Origin of the sequence: Sideroxydans sp. CL21 (assembly GCF_902459525.1) — a bacterium.
Lineage (GTDB): Bacteria > Pseudomonadota > Gammaproteobacteria > Burkholderiales > Gallionellaceae > Sideroxyarcus.
Map to the genome: position 1 here is coordinate 2,384,810 of NZ_LR699166.1, position 25,698 is coordinate 2,410,507.

A 25,698-nucleotide genomic window follows, 5' to 3' on the forward strand; every position below is an offset into this window, starting at 1 on the left:
CAACATGGAAATCTGGATACTCCTGCTGCTGATTCTGCTCAGCGGTTTCTTTGCCATGTCGGAGATGAGCATAGGCGCGAGCCGCATGCCCATCCTCACGCAGATGGCCGAAACCGGCAACGAAGGAGCCAGGATCGCTTGCGAGTTGCGCAACCAGCCGTCCCGCTTGCTGGCCGCTACGCAGATCGGCCTCACCGCATTGGCCACCCTGCTCGGCGTGTTCGGCGAATCAATGTGGGTGCCGCGCATCGAATCCGCTATCGAGACCGACATCGCCATGCTCGCCTTTGCGAAATATCCGCTGTCGCTGATGCTGGTGGTCGGCAGTATCACCTTTGTCACCATCGTGGTCGGCGAGATCATCCCCAAGCGCATCGCACTGGCCAAACCGGAGGCCATCGCCTCAACGCTTGCCCCCCTGATGGCGCTGTTCGCCCGGCTGAACCGCCCGTTCATCTGGGCACTGGCAGTCGCGAGCGAAAAGATACTCGCACTTTTCCCGTTCAAGGAAAGCGCGGAGTACCTCGCTTCCGACGAAATACGCGCCATGATCGCCGCCGGACGGCGCGACGGCGACCTGGACGAAACCTCAGGCGAATTGCTAGGCAACGTGTTCCGTCTGGACGACCGCAAGGTAGCGAGCGTGATGACGCCCGCCAACGACATCATCTACCTCGACCTGCAGGCGCCGAGCCAGATCAATCTGGAGAAGATCAAGACCCAGCGTGTCTCGCGCTTCCTCGTGTGCAAGGGCGGCCTCACCCAGCTGGTCGGCTACATCGAGAGCCGCGAACTGTTGCAGCACCTGCTGGAGAACGAGCCGCTCGATCTCGGAAAATTGCCAACGCACGCCATTCATTACATTCCCAACACGCAGTCGCTGATCGGGGTGCTCGATTTCTTCCGCGCACAAAAGACCCACATTGCAGTCGTCGTCAACGAATTCGGCCAGGCCGAAGGGCTGGTCACCATGAGCGACCTGCTCTCATCCGTCGTCGGGGACGTGCCGAGCTCGGTGGATGAAATGCCGCTCGCCGTGCAGCGCGAGGATGGCTCATGGCTACTGGATGGCTTGCTGCCGCTGGACGAGATGAAGGACAAGCTCGGCCTCAATGCACTCCCGGAAGAAGAACTCGGCAACTACCACACCGTCGGCGGTTTCGTCATCACTGCCGTCGGCCACATCCCGAAAAAGGCCGAGACCTTCGACTGGAACGGCTGGCGCTTCGAAGTGGTCGACATGGACAAGAACCGCGTCGACGAGATATTCGCCCGCCCAATCGGCCCTGCGATCCCAGACGAATGATGAGCGGCGCAGTGCCGCATTCAGGCAACTGCCAGCAAGCGCTGTTCCGTCAACCGAGGAGTACACCATGACCTTCCGTACCGTTGTTCTGCTGGCGCATCCCTTCTGCTCGGCGCATGCGGCCAAAGCGACAACCAGCCTGCACCAAAACTGTTCAAGGATCAGCGCGACGTGCTCGACAAGGCGAAGACCGTCGACCCGGCGATGCAGAAACAGGATGACGAACAAAGGAAGGCGATAGAACAGCAAACGAAGTGAACTGCCGCGGTATTCGGATATCCGGATAATTTCAGGAATTGCCGGAATATGGTTCCGGGATAAAATTTTACGTAGTCGGCGGTCGCATTCATGTGCCTGCATGAAGACTAACTATCCACCCACCCCCGCTTAGTCAGGCAACAATTTCACCTTGCCGTCTCAGAGCGCTTTGACGATTTTCTATTTCCTTGTTTGCGTTCGTCATGCTCTGGCGCACGAATTCGATGTGGTCGCGTGAGGCGCGGGCCGCGATATCGGGCTGGTGGTCACGGATTGCCTGCCAGATCGTGTAGTGCTGCGAGCGCAACTGATCCCATCGCTGCGGTCGCGCGTGCAGATGTTCCAGATTTGCCGAAATGTGCCCGTGGATCAGCCGCGTGAGGCTGGCATTCATATGTACGATCAGCACATTATGCGCTGCCTCCGCGATCGCCTGATGGAAGGCAACGTCTGCATCAATGCAGGCTGGTATGTCGTTACTTCCATAAACGGAGTCCAATGTGGCATACAGCGCATCCAGGCGCTCGATATCGACATTGGTGGCTCGTTCCGCAGCCAGGTATGCGGCATGGCTTTCAAGCATCTGGCGAAATTCGAGCAGGTCGCTGTGAAGCATCGGGTGCCCGCTCAACATCTCCTGCCAGGGATCAACGAAGTGCGCTTCCAGACGGTTGGTAACAAATGTTCCCCCACCATGACGCGAGGCTAACAGACCCTTCGAAATCAACTTCTGGATCGCTTCGCGCAATGTCGGGCGCGACACACCCAGTTCAACGGCGAAATCGCGCTCCGAAGGCAATCTATCTCCGGCTTTCAGCGAACCCTCAAGTATGCGTTTTTCGAGTTCCCCTGCGACGCTATCGGAAATGCGAATAACAGTGGGACGGCTTGGTATCATCAACTTCCTCCTTGGTAAGACCACTTGAATAATATTTCCCGTTTTGAAATTAGTCAATAATAAGTCGTTGACAAATGCTTATTTATCAATTTATAGTTCGCACATCAATGGTAAGACCACTTTACCAAATGTCATAAACGGGGAGAGGCAATCATGGCAACTGATACACCCAAAGACCGGCTTTACCCGCCGAAACCATCCAATGCCTACCTATTTGCCACTTGCCTTGTGGATCAGTTTGCACCTGAAGCTGGACTCGACACAGTCAATTTGCTGGAACGCGAAGGCATAAAGGTCCACTTTCCCGAGCAGCAGACTTGCTGCGGCCAACCGGCCTATAACAGCGGCTATCCCGACGAGGCCCGCGCCGTAGCACGCCAGCAACTCGATTTGTTTCCCCAGCCCTGGCCGGTGGTCGTGCCTTCCGGTTCCTGTGCGGCGATGATGCGCCATCATTACCCCAAGTTGTTTGCAGACGATCCGGTCTTGTTGGCCAAGGCACAGGAACTGGCCGGACGCATTTTCGAACTGACCGAATTTCTTGTGCATGTCGTCGATTTCCGGCAGCAGGATCTTGGAACGCACTGCACGGTTGCGCTGCATACTTCCTGCCATGCCCGTCGCGAAATGGGGTCGCACGAAACGAGTGCTGCGCTGCTGGGCAGCCTGGCGAACCTGAATGTAGTACAGCAGGCGCGCGCGGAGGAGTGCTGCGGATTTGGAGGGACCTTTGCCATCCGTTATCCGGAGATCTCCGAAGCGATCGTCAGCGACAAGGTCGACAGCCTGCGCGCGACCGGCGCCGAACGCGTCGTCAGCGCGGACTGTGGTTGCCTGTTCAATATCCTCGGGCGTGCCGCAAAGCTGGATGAGATGGCCGGGCGCGATACGGCTTCGTTGCCGGGAGAGCACATTGCCAGCTTCCTCTGGCACCGCACGTCGAAAGGCCAGTCATGAGCGCCCGCGACAAGATTCTCGGTCGTTTGCGCGGCGCAAGCGCTGCGGCTCAATCATTGCCGGATGTCGGCAACTGGTACGCCACCCACCGTCGCAACGAAGACATATCCCAACGTATCGCGCGCATGCGCACCGCCCTCGAAGCCGTCCACACTGAAGTACATGTCACTACTGCCGCCGACTGGCCGGAACTGTTGCTGCGGATTGCAGCTAGCAAGGGACTGCGCAACCTGCTCATTGGCGATAACACTCCGCACGGTGCGGAGCTTGAATCGCGCAATCTGCAAAACTTGCAGCTGGTTCGCTATGCCAACCCGATCGAATCCTGGCGTGACCAGTTGTTCGACGGTATAGATGCGTCACTGACATCAGCCAGAAGCGCCATCGCGGAAACCGGTACATTGATCCTGTGGCCCACCCCTGCCGAACCGCGCCTGATGTCGCTGGTGCCGCCGCTGCATTTCGTCCTGGTCGATGCAACGAACATACATGCCGATTTCCATTCTGCGATGAGCGCCGAAGGTTGGCAGGGCTCGATGCCCACCAACGCACTACTGATCTCGGGTCCCTCCAAAACGGCTGATATCCAGCAAACACTGGCCTACGGTGCACACGGCCCGCGTGAACTGGTCGTATTGCTGTGCCACCCGAAAGGAGGCATGGCATGAACCAGGTCATTCATTTCCAGCCGGACGACGATTTCAAGGAACGCAGCAGCGCTGCCGTGCACAATCCCGCCCAACGCAAAAACTTCCGCGGCGCGATGGATTTCCTGCAGGAGAAGCGGCGCGTCCAGTTCCCCGATCAGGATGAATTGGCCGGCCTGCGCGAACTCGGTGCCGCGATTCGTCGCTACAGCCTTGCCAAACTGCCGCAATTGCTGGAGCAACTGGAGAAGAATCTCACTGCCAACGGCATTCAGGTGCACTGGGCGGAAACGGCCGACGAAGCCAACAGCATCGCACTCGGCATTGCCCGCAGGCACAACGCGCGCACCATCGCCAAAGGCAAATCCATGGTCAGTGAAGAGATCGGTTTCAGCCACGCGATGGCGGATGCCGGCATCGATGCGTTCGAAACCGATATGGGCGAATACATCGTCGAACTGGCCGGCGAAAAGCCTTCCCACATCATCATGCCGGCCATCCACAAGACCAAGCAGGAGATTGCCGCGCTGTTCGCCGAGAAGATTGCCGGTGTCGACTATACCGAGGACGTCGACGCGCTGATCAGGATCGGCCGCCAGGTGCTGCGCCGCAAGTTCGCCGAGGCTGACATCGGCCTCTCCGGCGTCAATTTCGCGGTGGCCGAGACCGGCACGCTCTGTCTCGTCGAGAACGAGGGCAACGGACGCATGTGTACCACGGTTCCCAAAGTGCATATTGCCGTCACCGGCATTGAGAAGGTCGTCGAAAAACTCGAGCACGTGCCGCCGCTCTACAGCCTGCTTACACGTTCGGCGACCGGCCAGCCGATCACGACCTACTTCAACATGATCAGTCACCCGCGCCAGGCTGGAGAAAAGGATGGCCCCGAAGAAGTGCACCTGATCCTCATCGATAACGGCCGCAGCCAGGCTTACGCCGACGAGCAATTGCGTGCCACCCTGCAGTGCATCCGCTGCGGAGCCTGCATGAACCACTGCCCGGTGTATGCGCGGATAGGCGGCCATGCCTACGGTACGACTTATCCCGGCCCCATCGGCGCCATCGTCTCTCCGCACATGCTGGGCCTTGATGCCACCTATCCGCTGGCCTTTGCTTCGACGTTGTGCGGAGCCTGTGTCGAAGTCTGCCCGGTGAAAATACCCATCACCGACATCCTGATCCGTTTACGCAACGAAGCACAGGCACGACCGGGCAGCGTGGACGCCTCTTTGCGCGGCAGTGGTGCCGGTCGAAAATCTTTCACAAGCGCGATATGGAAAGGCTGGTCGCTCGTCTACAGCCGGCTCGGACTCTATCGCCTGACATCGTGGTTCATCAGCCGCGGCCGCGCGCTTTCTCCCACCGATCAGGGCGCCTGGACACGCAGCCGCACCCCGCTCACCCCCGCTCCGAAGCGCTTGCGTGATCTTTTGCGTGAACGCAAACCATGAGTCCGGTCATCCAGGCGCTTTCACTCATATTGCCAGGAAACCGGATCATCACAGACGACTTGCGTCGCCTGGCTTACGGAACGGATGCGAGTTTCTACCGCATGGTTCCCGAGGTCGTCGCCATCGTCGAGTCCGAAGAGGAAGTGCAGGCACTGCTGCAATCCGCTCGGGCTCACGGACGGCCGGTAACCTTTCGCGCAGCCGGTACCAGCCTGTCGGGTCAGGGTGTCACCGACAGCATACTGGCACTCGTTGGCGAAGGTTTCGCCACCTGCGAAATCTCGGCCGATGCCGCAACGGTTCGCGTTGGACCTGGCATCATTGGCGGCGAGGTCAATTCCCGGCTCGCTCCGCACGGGCGCAAGATCGGTCCCGACCCCGCTTCTATCAATGCCTGCAAGATCGGCGGCATTGCCGCCAACAATGCGTCCGGCATGTGTTGCGGTACGGCGCAGAACAGCTACCGCACCTTGTCCGGCATGCGCGTGGTCCTGGCTGACGGTGCCGTGCTCGATACCGAGGATAGCGTCAGCGTCGCACAATTCCGTCAGAGTCATGCCGCATTGGTCGATGAACTCGACCGACTGGGCAAAGCCACCCGCGCCGATGCGGAACTCGCTGCGCGCATCCGCCACAAATTCAAGATCAAGAACACGACCGGCTACAGCTTGAACGCACTGGTGGATTATGCAGACCCGATAGATATCCTGTCCCATCTGATGATCGGCTCTGAGGGCACGTTAGGCTTCATCTCGAGCATTACCTATCGCACCGTCGTTGAAGATCCCGACAAGGCGAGCGCTCTGGTGTTCTTTCCCAGCATCGAAGCCGCCTGTCAGGCCGTGATACGACTTAAACAGGAACCTGTGTCTGCGGTAGAACTACTTGACCGCCCCGCATTACGCTCGGTTGAAAACAAACCCGGCCTGCCCCGGCAGATGCGTTCTTTAGGCGACGATGCCGCCGCATTGCTGATCGAGGTACGCGCCGAATCGGCACTCATATTGCAGCAGCGTATCGACGGCACACTCGGCGCGCTGGCTGGTATTGAAACGATTGAACCCCCCGCTTTTTCAACCGATTCCGCCACCTGCGAAATGTACTGGAAAGTGCGCAAGGGGACTTTCCCTTCTGTCGGCGCCGTGCGCCGCGCCGGGACAACCGTGATCATCGAGGATGTCGCGTTCCCGGTCGAATCGCTGGCTGCTGCCACTCTCGACTTGCAGCGGCTATTGCGGCAACACGGTTATCACGAGGCGATCATTTTCGGGCATGCGCTTGAAGGCAACTTGCACTTTGTATTCACACAGGACTTCGGCGATGCCGCAGAAATAGAACGCTATGCCAGATTCATGGACGACGTCTGCCACCTGGTTGTCGGCAAGTACGATGGTTCGCTCAAGGCCGAGCACGGTACCGGGCGCAACATGGCACCGTACGTCGAATTGGAATGGGGCCGCCAAGCAACCGAACTGATGCGCAAAATCAAGCAATTGTTCGACCCTGGCAATCTGCTTAATCCGGGCGTGATCCTGAACGACGACTCCAAAGCTCATTTGAAAAATCTCAAGCCGATGCCGGCTGCCGACGAAATAGTCGACCGCTGCATAGAATGCGGTTTTTGCGAACCGCTATGTCCATCGCACCTGCTTACTTTCTCTCCGCGCCAGCGCATCGTCGCCTTGCGTGAACTTTCGCGCCGTACTGCCGCGGGCGAGGACACTGCGGATGTCGAGGCGGCTTTTTCCTACAACAGTCTCGACACCTGCGCCGGATGCGGCTTGTGCTCCAGCGCCTGCCCTGTCGCCATCGATACCGGCGCAATGACGCGTCGATTGCGCGGACACAAAGCAGGAAAGTTTTCGCGCAAACTCGGGCAATGGACAGTCGGCAATTTCGGCAAGGTGAGCGCCATATCGCGTATCGGACTGAGCCTTGGCCACGCTGCTTCCAGCGTGATTGGCGACAGCCTAGTCGCAAAAATCTCGGGAGGAGCGTGGAAACAAGGCATGCCGCGTGCCGGTAAATTACCGGCTCTACACAAAATTGCAGGCGATCCGGTGGTGTATTTCCCCGCTTGTGGCGGTCGCATCTTCGGTGCCAATAATGCAGGCGAACCCGTTCTGTCGGAAGTCATTATTGAAATCTTAGTCCGTGCTGGCTACGCACCGCGCCTGCCGGAAGGCTTGGACAAGCTTTGCTGCGGCCAGATGCTCGCCAGCAAAGGAATGGCGGATGAAGCCGGTCAAATGGCCGATACCCTTGCCGAAGCACTCCTGCGTGCGGCGGACGACGGCAAGGGCGGACGCTATCCCATCATTATGGATGCCAGTACTTGTTCCGTACGTATGCAGAAGCATCTTGCGGGCCGATTTACTCTGATGGACTTTCACGAGTTTGCCCATGATGCGCTGCTACCGCGCCTGATGATCACCCGCAAGTCGGGGCCGATTGCACTGCATATCAATTGCAGCGTGAGACTCTCGGCTTCGGACGCGAAACTTCGTCGCCTGGTCGCGGCATGCGCCGAACAGGTAATCGAGCCTGCGGGAGTTAACTGCTGTGGATTCGGCGGTGATCGCGGTTTTTTGGTTCCGGAACTCAATGTCCACGCACTGCGCAAAATCCATGATGCCCTGCCGGCGAATTGCAGCGAGGGCGTTTCCACAAATCGCACTTGCGAAATCGGCCTGACTTCTGAAACTGGGCGTCCTTACCGCTCCGTCGCATACCTGCTCGAAGAATGCAGCCGGGCCGAAGCCATGCCCTGAAAATAAACCCCCAAATATTTCATGCCCTGCACCACCCCAACCAACCATAACGGAGGAGATACACCATGCAGCCCTGGCAACAAATATACGATCCCGCAGCCAACCTTTGGCTCTCATCGCTGATCGCCGCAATACCGATCATTTTTTTCTTTGTTGCCCTGGCTGTGTTTCGAATGAAGGGATATATCGCCAGCACCATCACTGTTGTTCTGGCGCTGCTGGTTTCAATTCTGTTTTATAACATGCCGGTGGCAATGGCCTTGGCTTCAGCCGGATACGGATTCTTCTTCGGCTTGTGGCCGATCGCCTGGATCATCGTCACCGCCGTGTTTTTGTACAAGGTCACCGTCAAGACCGGGCAGTTCGATATCATCCGTTCTTCGGTCGTATCCGTGACCGAAGATCAGCGTTTGCAAATGCTGCTGGTCGGTTTCTCCTTTGGCGCTTTTCTTGAGGGCGCAGCCGGGTTCGGCGCTCCCGTGGCAATCACTGCCGCACTACTGGTCGGACTGGGGTTCAACCCGCTCTATGCTGCCGGTCTGTGCCTGATCACCAACACTGCCCCGGTCGCTTTCGGCGCAATGGGCATTCCCATCCTCGTCGCAGGACAGGTCACCGGCATCGATGCCTTCAAGATAGGCGCGATGGCCGGACGCCAACTGCCTTTGCTGTCGCTCATCATCCCCTTTTGGGTGATCATGGTCATGGACGGCTGGCGCGGAGTCCGCGAAACATGGCCGGCGATTCTGGTTTGCGGCGCAACCTTTGCAGTCACCCAGTTTTTGACCTCCAACTTCATTGGCCCCGAGTTGCCTGACATCACTTCCGCCCTGGTGAGTCTGATATCGCTTACGGTGTTCCTGAAATTCTGGAAGCCCAAAAACATATTCCGCTTCCCCGGGCAGGAAGTGACATTGAAAGCTGAAAGCCACTCGTTCAGTCAGGTGTTGAAAGCATGGTCGCCCTTTGTCATTCTGACGATCTTCGTGACTATTTGGTCGCTCAAACCCTTCAAGGCGCTATTCGCCAAAGGAGGCGATCTGGTCTGGACGGTCATCAACACACCGGTGCCGATGCTCGACAAGCTGGTCATAAAAATGCCGCCTATCGTCAACGCACCCACTCCCTATCCGGCCGTTTACTCTTTCAACTGGCTGGCTGCCACCGGTACGGCGATCCTGCTTGCCGCCATTGTGACGGTGGTAGTGCTGCGCATGAAGCCGCTGGATGCCATCAAAACCTTCGGCAGCACTTTGTATGACTTGAAGTGGCCGATTTTTTCGATCGGCATGGTGCTGGCCTTCGCGTTTATCGCCAACTACTCCGGCTTGTCCGCAACGCTGGCATTGCTGCTGGCGGGTACGGGTGCCGCCTTTCCGTTCTTTTCGCCTTTCCTGGGATGGATAGGTGTGTTCCTCACCGGGTCGGATACCTCATCGAACGCGCTGTTCTGCAACCTGCAGGCCAACACCGCCCATCAGATCGGCGTCAGCGATACCTTGATGGTCACGGCAAATTCGACCGGCGGCGTTACAGGAAAAATGATCTCGCCGCAGTCCATCGCAGTCGCCACCGCGGCTGTAGGCCTGGTGGGACATGAAGGCGACCTGTTCCGGTTCACGCTCAAACACAGCCTGATGCTTGCCGGACTCGTCGGTGTCATCACGACGGTGCAGGCCTATGTGCTGCCGTGGATGATTCCGTAACGGACGTAGCAGAAACAACGGTGCCAACCGAAGAGTTGGCACCGGCCCAGGAGGGCATCATGAATACTTTCCAATTTATGACAACTGTTGCAAAAAGGATCAATTGTTCCAGCCGATTACAGAGTACTCTGTCCAATGCAGATACCGGCAAATACTGTTATGCAACCTGCCACCTCTGGACATGCCCCAACCGGGATGATTTTGCGTTGCGACTGCAGCTGGGTATGTTTCTTGCGCTATTGTTTGAAAGTCGCTTGCGACGTCCGGGCACAGCATTGAATCCTGAAATGAAAGCAATGTAGATATAACGGTGCTATCCAAAGAGTTGGTACCGAACCAGGAGGGCATCATGAATACTTTTCAAGAAGTCTACGAATGGTCCGAAAGAGAAATCTGGAACACGCTGACGAAGAAGCTGATGAGCTTCCTCTTCTTGTTCATGATCGATCTCTTCTATCTCTTCACCTATTTCAAGGTACGTCACGATATACAGGACACACTGTCGAGTAACGGTGTCTCCGATCTGGCCACGACCTCGGTCATGGCGGATTTGAATTTCGGCTTGAAAATACTGCTCGTCCTCACGGTGATCGCCCTAGTCTGGAATATCCTCCAGATTCTCTACATGCGGCATTTGATCGTACATCCGGTAAAAACCATCACGGGAATTTTCGAAGAAATCAGCAAGGGTGAAGGTAATTTCTCGCGCGACCTGCCGCTCACCACCCACGACGAATTCAGGCAATTGGCTGAAAGCTACAATCTGTTTGCCAACAAAATGCGCCAGATCATCGGCGAGGTACGCAATGTGAGCGTTTCCATCGCCCGCGATGCTGTCCTGGTCAATGTAAACCTGGACGAAACGGCGACCAATGTTCATCAGCAGGCAAAGTTGACGGATAGCGTATTTGTTGCCAGCAACGAGGCGACCAAGGCGATCGATGAAGTATCGCGAAGCACCCAGATCATTGCCAACTCGACCAATGTCAATCTGGAGCAAGCGCGAGTCTCGCTGCAGGAAATGCAGGACATTACCGAAAGAATCAACTCTGTCGGCGAAAAAGTGCTGCACTTCAACCACACCGTCGATGATTTGTGGCATCGCTCCGAAAGCGTCAATCAGTTCGCCACGGTTATCCGCAAGGTGGCCGACCAGACCAATCTTTTGGCCCTCAATGCTGCCATTGAGGCAGCTCGAGCCGGCGAGGCCGGACGCGGTTTCGCCGTCGTCGCCGACGAGGTCAGGAAACTCGCCGACAGCGTCAATAAAGCAGCCACTGAAATCACGGGCAACGTCGCTGCCATGCTGTCTCAGGTCAAGAGCACGCGCACCGAGAACGACGAGATCAACATCGACGTACAGCATACGCGTGATGTTGTTGGCAGGTCTTCCGCGCAGTTCCGGAAAATGGTGGGAGACTTCGAGCTTACAGGCGAACAGTTACTCCAAATCGCTGCCGCGATGGAGCAGTTATCGGCAACGAATGCTCAGGTTCACGAAAATGTGGGTTCCATTCATGATTTATCTGCTCGTGTATCCGGTCACATGACGGATTCAAGCAAACGTACTGCAGTTCTGTCCCAATCGACCGAGGGCATACAGGAACTGGTTTCCCGTTTCAATATCGGTGTTGGAATATTTGAAGAAGTAGTCGGGAAGACACGTATATTCCGCGACAAACTTAAAGCGGAACTGGAAGCGATGGCCCATTCCGGTCAAGACATCTTCGACAAGAACTACGCGCCAATTGGCAAAAGAAAACCGCAAAAATACCGTGTGTCCTGGGGCGAAGAATACACGCGGCGCTGTCAGTCGCTACTGGAAGATGCATTACGCCTTATTCCGGGATGCATATACGCGGTGGGTGTCAATACGGATGGTTACTTGTCGTCACACAATTTGAAGTTTTCCAAGCCGCTGACTGGGGACGATGCGGTGGATATAGTTGGCAACCGCTGCAACCGGAAATTCGATGCCCCTGGTGAGCTGCGGGCGGCAAAGAACACCAACCCGGTGTTATTGCGCACCTATCGGCGCGACACCGGAGAGGTGCTGTGTGATATCGCCATGCCCATCGAGATAGATGGCCGCCTGTGGGGCAATGTCCGGGTCGGGATCACGGCTGAAAATCTCGTTAGCGTAAATTGAGGTCTGCGGTATGAATCGAGAATCAGAAGACGTCATAGAATCGATAGATATATTCACGTGGGACGATAACTTCAACACGGGAATTCCCAAGATCGATGAACAGCACAAGAAACTAGTCAAATTAATCAATATTCTCGCAAGTCATATCGCATTTCAGTCCAACAGTCCTGAACTGAATCTTGTTTTCAATGAGCTTCTGGACTATGCCACGCATCATTTCCAAACCGAAGAAGAAATCTGGCATAGGTATCTCCCTGACGACGATTTAGAATCCATACATATCGCTGTTCATCACGGTTTTCTCGCCAATATACTCAAGTTAAAAGCAGAACAAAGCACCAATCTATCGGAAAGATTGACAGAAGAAGTGCTCGGATATTTGATACGTTGGCTGGCCTCGCATATCCTGGACGAGGACCGGCACATAGCGATGGTTATATTGGCAATGCAGTCAGGCATGCCATTGGAGTCTGCCAAGGCGCATGCGCAGGAAAAAATGAACGGGGCATCGAGGGTATATAGAGACATCATCCATTCCCTCTTCGGCAACCTATCAACCAACACATCGCATTTGAATCGGGAACTGGCCAAACATAAACTTATCGAAGCTGAACTCGTGCAATCTCGCAATGGGATTGCGGAACGTGAAATTGCTTTCCGTACGTTGGTAGAAAACACCCCGGATACTATTGTCCGCTATGATGGTAATTGTCGTCGCATATACGCAAACCCGGTCCTGGTGAGCCAAATTGGCAAGCCATTCGATGAGATTATTGGTACAACACCTGCAGAATCTGCTCAACCAGAAATGTTGGCGTATGAGGAAACAATCAAGGAAGTAATCAGGAATGGCCAGCCAGGTACTTTTTTGCTGAAATGGAAGAATATAAGTGGGGAAGATATTTATTCCGACCTTCGATTAATTCCTGAACACGATCCTGCGGGGAACATAATCAGTGTGTTGGGCATTGGTACGGATATAACCAAGCGCGTAAAAGTCGAGCAAGATTTGAGAAGTGAAAGCGAGAAGAACCTCATACTCTTGCGAAATGCCAGCGACGGCATTCACATTCTTGATGCTCAAGGTAACATTATCGAGGCAAGCGACTCATTTTGTGCCTTGCTGGGCTACAACCATAGTGAAGTAATTGGCATGAATGTTTCACATTGGGACGCCAAATTCAGCGATTTCGAGCTAAATGAACGTGCAAAATTAATATACCTGGAAAATAAACGTTCCCAGTTTGAGACCAGTCACCTGCGCAAAGATGGAACGATTATTGAGGTGGAAGTCAGCATCTTCCCTCTTGAGTTGAATGGTGAACCAGTAATGTTTTGCTCATCGCGAGACATAACAGAGCGCAAGCAAGCCGAAATAGCACTGCTACAGCAAAATCAATTCTCTGAAGATATCATCAACAGCCTGCCCGGTATATTCTACATGGTGGACCTGCAAGGAAATTTCGTTCGTGTGAACTCTCAATTTATGGAAGTGACCGGTTATTCTAAAGCCGAACTTGATGGCATGAACGCATTAGGTCTGTTTGAAGAGCAAGACAGTTTCCTGCTCATACAGAAGGCGCAAGAAGTCTTTGAAAATGGCAACGCTGAAGCAGAAATTGAATTAATAACCAAGTCCAGGCAAAAAATCCCATACTACTTTACCGGGAGACGCACCAGCATCAACAATCGTTTATACGTTGTGGGTATCGGAACGGACATCACCGAACAAAGAAAGGCTAAAGAACGAATTATCAGGTTGGCAAACTTCGACCAACTCACCGGCTTGCCAAATCGAACTCTGCTTAATGACCACTTCAGATACGCCATCAATCTGGCGCAACGGAGTGGTAAGTTTTTGGCGGTGTTGTTCCTCGATCTCGATCATTTCAAGGACATCAATGACACACTGGGGCACAGTATTGGTGACCAGGTTTTGATGGAGGTGTCCAGGCGACTCAAGTCAGCATTGCGCGAAGAAGACACTCTGTCACGTCAAGGCGGAGATGAATTCATATTGATTCTGCCAGGATCTGATGCGGATGGTGCGGCATTGGTAGCCACGAAACTGATCGAAATCATTTCACAGCCTTGTGTTGTCGGGACGAGTGAATTGATAGTCACGCCTTCTATTGGCATCGCAATCTATCCACATGATGGTGATACACAAGAATTGCTGTCCAAAAATGCCGACGCTGCCATGTATCGTGTCAAACATGAAGGGCGCAATAACTATCATTTTTATTCGGCTGAAATGCAAGCGCAGTCTGAGCGCAATCTGAAGCTGGCGAATGCCCTGCGGCACGCATTGGTGCGAAACGAATTTCAAGTGCATTACCAACCCCAATTGTCTTTGCAAGATAGCCGCATTGTTGGCGTGGAAGCCTTGCTTCGTTGGCAGCATCCGGAATTAGGAATGATTTCACCAGCGGAATTTATCCCGATAGCCGAAAATAATGGACAGATCATTCCTATAGGAGAATGGGTGTTGCGTACCGCAACAGAGCAATTGAAAGATTGGATGGATGAAGGACTATCGCCGATGATGATGGCAGTGAATCTATCCGCTGTGCAGTTCCGCCAAAAAGATTTGTCTGAATTGATTACCCGCATTCTGGATGATGTGAAGCTGCCATATCAATATCTTGAGCTTGAATTAACCGAAGCAGCGACGATGGATAACCCCCTTGCAGCTATTGAGACGATGGACAAACTGCGTGAACACGGCATACGCCTGTCCATTGACGACTTTGGAACGGGTTACTCCAGCTTGAGTTATCTAAAACAATTCAACGTGTACAAGTTAAAGATTGATCAGTCCTTCGTCAGTGACATCACCAACGATCAGGATGATAAAGCAATCGTGACCGCCATCATCAACATGGCAAGCAGTCTCGGCATGCAAACCATCGCGGAAGGTGTGGAAACCGCCAGTCAGTTGGCATTTCTACGTTTGCAGGGTTGCAATGAAGTTCAGGGCTACTATTTCAGCAAGCCCCTAACGAAAAATGAATTCGAAACGTTCGCCAGGGAGCATTAAGTCACCAACTTTTCTTATTCGATGATTGGCAGATAATTTATAGATACAAGCGCAACTTCAACAGGAGGTCGAGTGCCTGAACAAGATATTGACGCAGATTTGTTTGCCGGACTGCGGGAGTTGGCTGAATCGTCTTTTCCAAAACACTGCAAAAATTGCGGCCGGGAATATCGGGACTCCGCTGAGTTCCTCACTGCCACGCAGCCCTTGCGTGCCGATTCCAGCGGGTTGAAGCAAAGCCGTGATGATGATGACCATGTCATCGTGGATCTCTTCCGAAACTGCGTCTGCGGTTCGACCTTGCTTGAAAGTTTTTGGAATCGGCGTGATCTTAGCGAAGACGGTATCAAGCGTCGCATGCGATTTCAGGATATGGTAGACAAACTGGGCGGAATGGGATGTCCTGCTGAAACTGCGCGGGGTGAACTACTTAAACTCATGCGCGGACAGACGAACGACTTGCTGAACCTCGCCAAACGCAAAAAGCCTTGAATCGGTAAGCGGGTACAAGCAAGAAGGGGCATATATTGAACAATAAAAACTCAAACCAGAATAATTCAGGTCAGGCATTTGCGATCAGCATGATGCAGGATATGGTTGTTCCAACCTATGTTCTTGACGCCGACTGCCGCGTGTTGATTTGGAATCGCGCCTGTGAGCGCCTGACGGGTGTTCCTGCGACCGAAGTGGTTGGCACGCGCAACCACTGGCAGGCTTTTTACTCCGAAGAACGATTGTGTCTTGCGGACATTGTTGTTAAGGGTTGCGTGGAAGACCTGCCCTCACTTTACAATTCCCACGCCGAACCCTCCGAGCACGGATTTGGACTCAAAGCGGAGAACTGGTGCGTCATGCCCCGGCTAGGGACGCGTCTTTACCTGGCTATTGACGCCGGTCCGATTTATGCCGAAGACGGTCATTTGATTGCCGTGGTCGAAACTCTGCGCGACATGACTGAACGCAAGTTGGCCGAGCTGGGATTAATGGATGCAAAGGCGGCTGCGGAAAATGCGCTTCAAAAACTGGATGAATCTACCCAGAATTTAAGAGTGTTATCAAGAGCAATCGAGCAGAGTCCTGTGATGAATATCATCACCGATGTCGATGGGGTGATCCAGTATGTCAATCCCAAGTTCCACGAGATTACCGGTTACACCTCCGATGAGGCCATCGGAAAAACCACCAGCATTCTTAACGCAGATGTACATACCAGGGAATTCTTTGCCGAACTTTGGGCGACGATCTCATCCGGGCGCGAATGGCATGGCGAGATGTGCAACAGAAAGAAGAATGGAGAGATTTACTGGGAAAATGTAAGCATATCCCCCATGCGCAACAGCAAAGGTGAAATCACCCAGTTTATTTCTTCCAAGGAGGACATTACCGAACGCAAACGTAACGAAGAAAACCTGAAAATTACCGCCAGCGTATTTGCCAACAGCAATGACGGGATATTGATCACTGATTCGAACAACAACATTTTGGACGTCAATCCGGCTTTTACCCAGATTACAGGCTATACCCGGGACGAGGTAATTGGCAAAAACCCCAAAATGCTGAGTTCAGGCCGGCAAGACAAAGAATTTTATGGCGCGATTTGGCAAACTCTGCAACAGAAGAAGGCGTGGCGCGGCGAGATATGGAATCGCCGCAAGTCCGGCGAGATTTATGCAGAGCTACTCTCAATTTCAGCCATTTGTGACGATGTCGGCAGCGTTCAGCGTTATGTGGGGGTATTTTCTGACATCAGCTATGTCAAAACACATGAGGCGGAACTGAGTCAAGTTGCCAATTACGATGCACTCACCGGCATTCCCAACCGGCGATTGCTGGCCGACCGTCTTGAACAGTCCATCGTGCGGGCACAACGGAGTGGAAAGATTTTGTCCGTCTGCTATTTGGACCTTGATGGCTTCAAGCAAGTCAACGATCAGTATGGGCATGCTGCTGGTGACCAATTGCTTGTGGAAGTTACCCGTCGTTTGCAGAAGGTATTGCGCGCAGAGGATACTTTGGCCCGTCTGGGCGGGGATGAGTTCGTAGTGCTACTCAATGATCTTGTGAGTGAGGATGAGTGCCTCCAAATACTGGATCGCATTCTGGCTATAGTCGCCACGCCGGTTCTTATTGGCAAGCATGAAACCGTTGTATCGGCGAGCATCGGCGTGACGTTCTATTCTTCCGGTAATGAAGACGGTGACACCCTGTTGCGCCATGCCGATCAGGCCATGTATATTGCCAAGCAGGCTGGAAAGAGTCGCTATTATTTATATGACGCGGAACTTAACTAGCCATGCTTTTCATGCCAGATTCGATCCATTTATGAGAAATCTGACAATACGGTTCGAGACATTAAACGACATTGGAAAGCTGCCTCATTTGCCCGGTAGGCTGACAAACCGTACAGCAAAATCAGCGCGGGGTGAACCGTTGAAACTCATGCGCGAACAATTGAATGACTTGCTGAATCTTTGGGTGCTAAATAACCGGGAATCTATAGGGATGCACAACGCACTATTTTCTTATTTTTGATTTGCAGGCTTCGTTGATAACTAGCGCTTTTGTTGCGGGAAGGGCTACAATTATAAAACCGTGCGGATTCTCGCTGGCAGGTTTATCCGGTAAACTGAAACGAGCAACCATGCATCTGAACACCATGTTTGTGCCGATCGATCATTACCTAGTCTGCCTGACCCGAATATCAGCCATGCCCATTCATTTGCAAGACCCCACCTTCTTAATAACCCAACCTGTCTGAAGGAAATTAAAATTGACAAACATCGGAACCGTATTAAAACAGGAAATTTCCAGGCTGACACGCAAGGAGTTACGTAGCGAGACTCAAAGTCTGAAAAAATCTTCGGCGCATTATCGGGCCGAAATTGCAGCATTGAAACGCCGCACAGCCTCCCTCGAACAACAGTTGTCCCGTATCGCAAAGTCAATTTCAAATAATGCCGAAGTAAAGGCCAATCCCGAAGCGGCCAACAAGGCACGGTTTACTGCCAAGGGATTTAAATCGCTACGGCAGCGCCTTGGATTGTCTGCCATGGAAATTGGAACTTTGCTTGATGTGTCGGCACCAACGGTTTATAACTGGGAGGCGGGCAATTCCACTCCCCGTGCCAAGCAATTGGAACGGATAGTTGTATTGAGAGGTATGGGCAAACGGGAAATCCGTGCCATACTGCAAAATCTTTCCAAGTAAACTCATTAGAGTTTCGTACCAAGCGAGGAAGCTGCCTCTCGGGATATCGCATGTAGCAGCCGCAGTATGCATTGGCAAATCCGCCCATGCCGCTTTGCGTTAATTGATATATTTTAGGAGTTAATTTTGCCTGACAAACTGGACGAAGAACGATACATTCAGCACAAAGAACGAACCGAAAAAACTTTGAAAAAAGTGGTCATATTTGCTGCAGCCATTTTTGTGTTTATTATTATCGGTGCATTTTTCGTTTGAACCTGACGGAATTCGCGTCGATCTTTCCCGTCTAGAAAACCAGATGCGAACGCCGTTATCTATCCATACCACGGCACACCCGGATTTTTCGACTTGAGCTTGATGCCGCACTTCACAAATATGGTTAGAGGCTGGATGCTATTGTGGCTATCGTCACAGACAATGCGGCCAGCCAACCGAGTTCGCTGATATATTTGGTGTCATCCGTTGAAAGCTTCTCATTGTTGACAATTTTTGAATTCAGCTTTTCAAGTTCCGCATGCAACTCTTTCAGCTTGCCTTCCTGAAGCTGCAATTCTTCCCGTTTTAATTGTTGCGCTTCTTGCAGCTTGGTTACTTCCGATTTTTGTGTCATGACGGTTTCCTTTCGCCTGGATTAGTTTGCTCTCTTCTGCATTGGGGGTAAATGAGATTTCCCCAGCTTCCGATACGGATGAAAACTCGGAGAGTTATAAACCTCTCATGACGTGAAGCTCGCCATTTGCATCGAATCCGATACCAACGCCACAAGAGTATACGTAAACAATATCGAAAACTCAGTGCGGAACCCAACACAGGAAACTCGACATGCATGCAAACACACTTGCCACTATTCATTCAAAATTCATTGCCAAGGCTGATTGCATGGCAACATGCATTTAGCCTCATGCAAATCGCTGCTGCAGATACTTGATGATATCGTCGGATTCATACATCCACTGAACATTGCCCCGGGCGTCCGCAATCCGCAGGCAAGGTGTCTGAATCTTTCCGCCACCCTGCAGCAAATCGGCGCGTATGGAGGAATCAAGTTGCGCATCACGCAATTCTATCGGCAACGACAACCTTGACATTTCCTTGCGCACTTTGATGCAGAACGGGCAGGTCTTGAAATGGTAAAGCGCCAGGCTGGCGCACTCCTTGTCTATTTTTTGTTGCGCTTCGTCGGCACGCACCATTCCTTCAGGCATGGACAGTTTCGCCCATAACAACATGAAAGGAGTCAACATCAGCCGCAATGCCCTGAAAAACTTTCTTATCATCCATCTGATCATATCTATCCCTAAAACATATTGATGTTCCAAATGCAGGGTTACTGCTGCAAATGAACGGGGTGAATTTTACTGAATTCATGGTTGAATGCAGGACGAATATGTCCTTGTTTTGCAAATGGGCTATGGGACGCTAGGATGCGACTACCAGTTGCGGCTCTTCATACAGCGACTTGATCACGACCTTGCGAATCTCCGGGCGGTCGGGGATCTGGAACAGCACCGGCGTCAGCATCTCCTCGAAGATCCCCCTCAGACTGCGGGCACCCACTTTGTACTCGAACGCCATTTCGGCGATCTGCAGGAAAGCCGCGTGCTCGATTTCCAGTTCGACACCCTCTTCCCTGAGCGTTTCGCAAAACTGGTTATAGATCGAATTGCGCGGCTCGATCATGATCTTCACCAGTAGTTCCTTGGACAGGTTCTGGAGGTTGGCGACGACAGGCAGACGCCCGGCAAACTCCGGTATCAGCCCGAACTTGAACAGATCGTTCGGCTTCACGCGCGAATTCAATCGATCGAGGACTTTTTGATTCTCGCCGCCGTCGACGGAAATGAAACCGAATGCGTGGCTCGTTGCGGTGATGCTCTCCAGACCGACGAAAGCGCCCGCGCAAATGAAAAGAATATTCATCGTGTCGAGCGTCTGCGCGCTGCCCAGTCTGACCGAGGCTCCTTCCATGATCTTCAAGAGTGCGTGCTGCACCCGCTCTCCCGACGTGCCGCGTTGCTCGCCTTCGGAAGTTTTCAGCTTGTCGATCTCGTCGATAAAGACAATGCCGCGCTCGGCCATGGCGATATCCCCGTCCGCCTTTTCCAGCAGGCGCTGCAGCAGCGCCTCGATCTCTTCGTTGACATATTTGGATTGCGCCAGCGAAGTGGCATTGGCCGTGACGAAAGGTACCCGTGCGATGCGGGACAGGGTTTCGCAAAGCAGCGTCTTGCCGGTTCCCGTCGGCCCGATCAACAGGATATTGCTCTTGGCGATCTCAACGCTCCCCGGTTGCCGTTTTCCGAACCTGCGGTTATGCGAATACAAGGCCACGGACAGCACCTTCTTCGCATCTTCCTGCCCGACAACATACTGATTCAGATAATCGGCAATTGCACTGGGGGTCAGTTTCCTTGCTGTCGCTTGCTGCCCGTTTGAATCATCCATACCATTCTTCCTCTTCGATCTGGCGCAAACTTCATCGCGATGTCCTGGCACTCTACCCTGATGCCCGACTTGTCAGCAAATCCTGAAGCCTGCCCCAGGCTTCCGTATTCGCTGTGCTGCCGGGAAGCTCTTCGGTGGTAAAACTCGCAGCATATGCGAATTCAAGCCCGGACAACGGTTCTTGCGCTGTTCCCAGTTTTTCCAGCACGGTCACATCTGCTTCCGAAGCATCATTGCGCCGCTGCCGGATACGTTCACGCAAGGTGTGATCTTTGGCCTGCAACGTGGCAATGGCGAATGGCACCGACAAACTTTGTGCGAGCCGGCGGAACATTTTGCGTTCCTCCTGTTTGAGGAAAGCCGCATCCACGATCACGGGGAATCCTGCTGCCAATAGTTCGTTTGCCAGTTCGTGCAGGCGCGCATACGTTGCGATGGTCGCCTCCGGATCGTAGATGTCTCCGACACGCGGGCCGCTGCTTTCGAGCGCATTCAGACCAAAAAGACGCTTGCGTTCGACATCCGAACGAATGCGTATGGCCCCCATCTGCTGCAGTGCAAACTGGGAGAACGTCGTCTTGCCAGAACCGGGCAGGCCGTGCGTAATGATCAACACGGGACGGTGTCTGCCCAGGAATTGCCGCCCCAGCGCCAGATAACCGCGACACATCGCCAACTCATTCGATCTTGCGCGTCCGGATATTCCGCTTTGGCCGGCCCGAATGGCACAAACCTTGGCGCGCACGGTCGAGCGATAGGCAAGATAGAAGTGCAGCACGCCGGCGCCCGCGTAATCGCCGCTAGCCTCCAGACACGCATTCAGCAGACGCCATGCATATTCGGGATGGCCTCGGTGCAGAAGATCCATCACCGTGAACGAGACCTCATCCATCACGTCTATCCAGCGCAAAGAGGGATTGAACTCGATACAGTCAAATAGAAAGGGAATATCTCCGTCAAGTACGATGTTACCCAGATGCAGATCGCCATGGCATTCGCGCACAAAACCCAGTGTGCGGCGTTGCTCAAACCTTTCTTTGCATGCGGCGAACTCGGCATCGGTGGCGGCATCCAGCTCGGCGATAACCGCCCTGTCTGTCTCTTCTGTCAGGTACTCGCGCAGCTGCTCAAAGTTTTGCCTCGCTGCCGCACCGATCGATGCGGCGGTCCCGAACCCCGAACCCGCATCCGCTGCGGGCAGGCCGGCATGAAAACGGGCGATGACGGCGGCAAGATTGTCGATGTGCTGCGGCGTCACCTTGCCATGCACCAGCAAGCCGTCCATCAGGTTTTCAGGGGCAAAGCGGCGCATCCTGACAGCATATTCGATCGCGGGTTGCGTACCTAGCTCCGGGTTGTCCGGGCTACCCCCGACAGGAATGGTGTCTAGATAAATACCGGGAGCAGTGCGCCGGTTGAGCCTGATCTCTTCGTCGCAGCAAAACCGCCGCGATTCCAGTGTCGAGTAATCCAGAAATCCGAGATCGAGCGCCTTCTTGATCTTGTATGCAAAACTCCCAACCAGCAGCACCCATGAGATATGCGTCTCGATCAGTTGAACGGATGACTGGGTCGTTGGATAGCGGCTCGGATCGCGCAATGCTGCGATGAGTTTTTGCTGGATCGTGTAACTGCTTTGGGGAGCGCTCATGGGCTTTGCATTCCGTCGAAACTGCCGGGACCGATACGCCCATCTTACCAAAGGCAATCTCCCCCCAAGCAGATAACGTTGCCTGTCCCGTTGCTGCAGGAACAGGCTCTATCTGTTCAGTTCAAACAGCGCGATGGACTCCACGTGCGAAGTCTGCGGGAACATGTTCATCACGCCGGCCGCTTTCAGCGTGTAGCCCTTTGCATGCACCAGCACCTCGGCATCGCGCGCCAGCGTAGAGGGACTGCAGGAGACATACACAATACGTTGAGGCGCGATCTCCGGCGTGATGGACCTCATGAGCTCGATGGCTCCGTCGCGCGGCGGATCAACCAGCCATTTATCAAAGCCGCCCAACTGGGCCAGCAGGGCTTCATTCATCTCGAACAGGTTCATAGCGCGGTATTCGGTATTGCCCGTCAAACCGTTGTATTCGGCATTCTGTCTGGCGCGTTTCACCAGTGCGTCGCTGCCTTCGATACCCAGCACCCGCGCCCCGCTTCTGGCGATGGGCAATGTAAAGTTGCCCAAACCACAGAAGAAATCGGCGATGCGTTCACCCGCTTGCGGCTTCAACAAACGCATGGCACGGCTGACCATCAAACGATTCATGTCGCTATTCACCTGGGTGAATTCGGTCGGTGCGAACGGCATGGTGACTGCGAATTCAGGCAGGCTATAGCTTAGCTGGGGTGCATCCAGCGGGTAGAACGGAACGACGGTTTCCGGTCCTTTGGTCTGCGTCCAGAACTGCACATGATGCGTATCGGCGAATTCCCTGATCAGGGCTTCATCCGACGGCGTGAGCGCGGCGAGGATGCGCAGCACCAGCACGTCCACATGCTCCCCTACCGCCACTTCGATCTGTGGAAGAATGTCGCGCGCAGTGAATTTCTCGTTCAGCTCACCCAGTAGCGGCAGCAGGCCGGCGATCTTGGGCGTCAGTATCTCGCAATGTTGCATGTCCGCCACGTATTTGCCGTTCTGCTCGCGGAAGCCCACCAGCGTCTTGTTCTTTTTCAACACATGGCGCACCGACAATCGCGCACGCTGGCGATAGGCCCAGGAAAAACCGTAAATCGGCGCCAATACGACTTCGGGTTTGACCTTGCCGATGCGTTGCAAATTGTCTTCCAGCACGCGCTGTTTGACGGCGACTTGTGCACGCGGATCCAGATGCTGCATGGAACACCCGCCGCAGACACCAAACACAGGGCACTTCGGCTGCACGCGCATGAACGACTGTTTCAGGATCTGCTCGACCTTGGCCTGTTCATAGTTGTTCTTTTTGCGGTACGAGGAATAGGTCACGCGCTCGCCGGTCAGCGCACCCTCGATGAAGATGACCTTGCCGTCGGCATGCGCGATGCCGCGACCTTCGTGGTCGAGGGATTCAATGATGACTGGGTTCATGCGGATGGGCGCCTTCTAATAATTCAAAGTTCTAAGTAAGACAAGGCGCGAGCAAAAAATTGCGACGCGGCATATGCGGTCATGACACGGTGCGGCGGAGCCGTCGGTGCGGGAATGATCGCAAGCGCCATCTCCCGCAAACGGCTGCTTCGCAGTAACGTGTCGATGGCGCATATGTAAGGAGTAATTTTTTGTAAGCAACGCAGTATTGCGACGAAATTTGGATTATTAGAGGTGCCCGGATTTCTTTTCAGGCCATTGCGCGAGAAATTCTTTCCAGTGCGGTTCATCGGATTTGCCCAGAGTGGCGCGGATCAATTCGCATTCCTTTTCGTAGCGCGCCTTGGTGAATTGCCCGCGCATCAACTGGAAGCGAGCGAATACCAAATACGTGTTCACCACATCAGTCTCGCAGTAGTTGCGTATCTCGGCCAGCTTGCCTTGCTGATACGCCTCCCATACCTTGCTGCCGTCCATCCCCAGCTTGCCCGGAAAACCGATCAGCTTCGCCAGTTCATCCAGCGGCGCGTTGGCGCGCCCGGTGTACATCGCCAGCAAGTCCATCAGATCGAGATGACGCGAGTGGTAGCGGCTGATGTAGTTGTTCCACTTGAAATCCTTGTCGTCCTCGCCCTGATCCCAGTAGCGCGGAGACTGGATGCCATGGATCAGCCCGCGATAGTGAAGCACCGGCAGATCGAAACCGCTGCCGTTCCACGAAATGATCTGCGGGGTGTATTTTTCGATGCCGTCGAAGAAACGCTGGATGATGCTGCCTTCGTCTTCGTCCATCTCGCCCAGTGTCCACACCTTGAAGTTGTCGCCTTCGCGCAGGGCACAGGAGATAGCCGCGACGCGCTGCAGGTGATGCGGCAAAAAATCGCTGCCCGTCTTCTGGCGGCGCATCTGGAAGGCCATCTCCGCCACCTCGGCGTCGTTCACCGCACTGTCGAGCTCATACAGGGCACGCAGACCGGCGATGTCGGGAATGGTTTCGATGTCAAAAACTAAAGTCGGATTCATGGTGGGAGTGCGAATTGCGAACGGGGTGCGATTTTAGCAAACCCTGCCCCTTATCCGCCCGTGAATTAGCCGGACTACTTGTATTTGCGGATCAACCCCACCAGCACGCCGAATATCTCCAGTGTCCCCTGCGGGCGTATCACCGGATACGCCGGGTTGGCCGGACGTAGGATATATTGGCCGCGTTCCTTGTCCAGTGTCTTCAGCGTGAATTCGTTGTCCACGATGGCCACCACGATATCGCCGATATTGGCGAGGTTGCGCTTTTCCACCACGGCGATGTCGCCCTCGCGGATGCCTGCGTCGATCATGGAATCACCTTTAACCGGGATCATTGTGGTCGTGGAAGGCTTATCGATCAACATCTCGTCGATGACAAAATAGTCGCCCTGCGTCTCGCTCACCGCGACAGGCATGCCGGCCTGCACGGCGGATTCGGCAAAAGGCCGGGCAAAGAACTGGCGACTGGGTATCCACATCCCGTCCGGCGTACGCTCGACGAATCCGGCCTTCTCCAGCCTGTCCAGGATGGCCTTCACCCAGGACTTGGAGGCGATGCCGAACACATCGCATAGCGCCGCATAGGAAGGTATGCTCTTCCAGTCAGCATAGTAATCCTGCAACTTGCCCAGATACTCCGCATCTCTGGCGCTGGGGTCGGAATCAGTCATGATGTCTCCTATACAGAACGAACGTTCTTGTATCCTAAAGAACGAGCGTTCTGCTGTCAATACACAAGGCACAAAAGAGTGCAGCGGAGAGTCGGGGTAGCCTT

21 protein-coding genes are annotated in these 25,698 nt (G+C 54.0%); 13 read left to right on the forward strand and 8 right to left on the reverse strand.

The genetic code is table 11. The features are described 5' to 3' along the window. Positions 1 to 4: 4 nt before the first annotated feature. Complete coding sequence (locus tag QOY30_RS11070) at positions 5 to 1,306, forward strand: hemolysin family protein (protein WP_283744675.1); 1,302 nt, start codon at positions 5 to 7, stop codon at positions 1,304 to 1,306. 391 nt (positions 1,307 to 1,697) lie between these two features. Here the strand turns inward: QOY30_RS11070 and QOY30_RS11075 are convergent, their stop codons facing one another. Beyond that, positions 1,698 to 2,462 (reverse strand): FCD domain-containing protein, encoded by a 765-nt coding sequence (locus QOY30_RS11075; RefSeq protein ID WP_283744676.1) that lies wholly within the window; start codon positions 2,460 to 2,462, stop codon positions 1,698 to 1,700. 153 nt (positions 2,463 to 2,615) lie between these two features. Between QOY30_RS11075 and QOY30_RS11080 the strand changes: the two genes are divergently transcribed. The 12 genes from QOY30_RS11080 (at position 2,616) to QOY30_RS11135 (ending at position 18,646) form a co-directional block, all read left to right on the forward strand. Continuing rightward, positions 2,616 to 3,419: a (Fe-S)-binding protein gene (locus QOY30_RS11080; RefSeq protein ID WP_283744677.1), complete on the forward strand. Its 804-nt coding sequence runs from the start codon at positions 2,616 to 2,618 to the stop codon at positions 3,417 to 3,419. Then, positions 3,416 to 4,087, forward strand: a complete 672-nt coding sequence (locus QOY30_RS11085; RefSeq protein ID WP_283744678.1) for a LutC/YkgG family protein — start codon at positions 3,416 to 3,418, stop codon at positions 4,085 to 4,087. The genes QOY30_RS11080 and QOY30_RS11085 overlap by 4 nt, the downstream gene beginning before the upstream one ends. Further along, the gene (locus QOY30_RS11090; RefSeq protein ID WP_283744679.1) at positions 4,084 to 5,517 is read left to right on the forward strand and encodes a LutB/LldF family L-lactate oxidation iron-sulfur protein; all 1,434 of its coding nucleotides are present in this window, start codon (positions 4,084 to 4,086) and stop codon (positions 5,515 to 5,517) included. Before QOY30_RS11085 ends, QOY30_RS11090 begins: the two co-directional genes overlap by 4 nt. Beyond that, entirely contained in the window at positions 5,514 to 8,288 is a 2,775-nt protein-coding gene (locus tag QOY30_RS11095) for an FAD-binding and (Fe-S)-binding domain-containing protein (RefSeq protein ID WP_283744680.1), read from the forward strand. Before QOY30_RS11090 ends, QOY30_RS11095 begins: the two co-directional genes overlap by 4 nt. A 65-nt stretch (positions 8,289 to 8,353) precedes the next feature. Beyond that, positions 8,354 to 9,994 (forward strand): L-lactate permease, encoded by a 1,641-nt coding sequence (gene lldP, locus QOY30_RS11100; protein WP_283744681.1) that lies wholly within the window; start codon positions 8,354 to 8,356, stop codon positions 9,992 to 9,994. A gap of 59 nt (positions 9,995 to 10,053) precedes the next feature. Further along, positions 10,054 to 10,296: a hypothetical protein gene (locus QOY30_RS11105; protein WP_283744682.1), complete on the forward strand. Its 243-nt coding sequence runs from the start codon at positions 10,054 to 10,056 to the stop codon at positions 10,294 to 10,296. Positions 10,297 to 10,343: 47 nt separating this feature from the next. After that, positions 10,344 to 12,143 (forward strand): methyl-accepting chemotaxis protein, encoded by a 1,800-nt coding sequence (locus tag QOY30_RS11110; protein WP_283744683.1) that lies wholly within the window; start codon positions 10,344 to 10,346, stop codon positions 12,141 to 12,143. Between the two features lie 10 nt (positions 12,144 to 12,153). Beyond that, positions 12,154 to 15,183, forward strand: a complete 3,030-nt coding sequence (locus QOY30_RS11115; protein WP_283744684.1) for a bacteriohemerythrin — start codon at positions 12,154 to 12,156, stop codon at positions 15,181 to 15,183. 72 nt (positions 15,184 to 15,255) lie between these two features. Continuing rightward, on the forward strand, positions 15,256 to 15,675 hold the full coding sequence (locus QOY30_RS11120) for a hypothetical protein (protein WP_283744685.1): 420 nt from the start codon (positions 15,256 to 15,258) through the stop codon (positions 15,673 to 15,675). Between the two features lie 35 nt (positions 15,676 to 15,710). Next, positions 15,711 to 17,474, forward strand: a complete 1,764-nt coding sequence (locus QOY30_RS11125; protein WP_283744686.1) for a sensor domain-containing protein — start codon at positions 15,711 to 15,713, stop codon at positions 17,472 to 17,474. Positions 17,475 to 17,953: 479 nt separating this feature from the next. Beyond that, positions 17,954 to 18,391, forward strand: a complete 438-nt coding sequence (locus QOY30_RS11130; RefSeq protein ID WP_283744687.1) for a helix-turn-helix domain-containing protein — start codon at positions 17,954 to 17,956, stop codon at positions 18,389 to 18,391. 126 nt (positions 18,392 to 18,517) lie between these two features. Beyond that, the gene (locus tag QOY30_RS11135; RefSeq protein ID WP_283744688.1) at positions 18,518 to 18,646 is read left to right on the forward strand and encodes a hypothetical protein; all 129 of its coding nucleotides are present in this window, start codon (positions 18,518 to 18,520) and stop codon (positions 18,644 to 18,646) included. Between the two features lie 124 nt (positions 18,647 to 18,770). Here the strand turns inward: QOY30_RS11135 and QOY30_RS11140 are convergent, their stop codons facing one another. The 7 genes from QOY30_RS11140 to QOY30_RS11170 form a co-directional block, all read right to left on the reverse strand. Then, entirely contained in the window at positions 18,771 to 19,001 is a 231-nt protein-coding gene (locus QOY30_RS11140; RefSeq protein WP_283744689.1) for a hypothetical protein, read from the reverse strand. A gap of 289 nt (positions 19,002 to 19,290) precedes the next feature. Beyond that, entirely contained in the window at positions 19,291 to 19,596 is a 306-nt protein-coding gene (locus QOY30_RS11145) for a glutathione S-transferase N-terminal domain-containing protein (protein ID WP_349496688.1), read from the reverse strand. Between the two features lie 214 nt (positions 19,597 to 19,810). Continuing rightward, positions 19,811 to 20,836 (reverse strand): ATP-dependent Clp protease ATP-binding subunit ClpX, encoded by a 1,026-nt coding sequence (gene clpX / locus QOY30_RS11150; protein ID WP_283744691.1) that lies wholly within the window; start codon positions 20,834 to 20,836, stop codon positions 19,811 to 19,813. Positions 20,837 to 20,888: 52 nt separating this feature from the next. Then, positions 20,889 to 22,487, reverse strand: coding sequence for a bifunctional aminoglycoside phosphotransferase/ATP-binding protein (locus QOY30_RS11155; RefSeq protein ID WP_283744692.1), 1,599 nt, complete (start codon positions 22,485 to 22,487; stop codon positions 20,889 to 20,891). 108 nt (positions 22,488 to 22,595) lie between these two features. Beyond that, complete coding sequence (gene rlmD / locus QOY30_RS11160) at positions 22,596 to 23,900, reverse strand: 23S rRNA (uracil(1939)-C(5))-methyltransferase RlmD (RefSeq protein WP_283744693.1); 1,305 nt, start codon at positions 23,898 to 23,900, stop codon at positions 22,596 to 22,598. Between the two features lie 228 nt (positions 23,901 to 24,128). Continuing rightward, entirely contained in the window at positions 24,129 to 24,923 is a 795-nt protein-coding gene (locus tag QOY30_RS11165; RefSeq protein WP_283744694.1) for a 3'-5' exonuclease, read from the reverse strand. 74 nt (positions 24,924 to 24,997) lie between these two features. After that, the gene (locus QOY30_RS11170; RefSeq protein WP_283744695.1) at positions 24,998 to 25,594 is read right to left on the reverse strand and encodes a LexA family protein; all 597 of its coding nucleotides are present in this window, start codon (positions 25,592 to 25,594) and stop codon (positions 24,998 to 25,000) included. Positions 25,595 to 25,698: the final 104 nt, after the last annotated feature.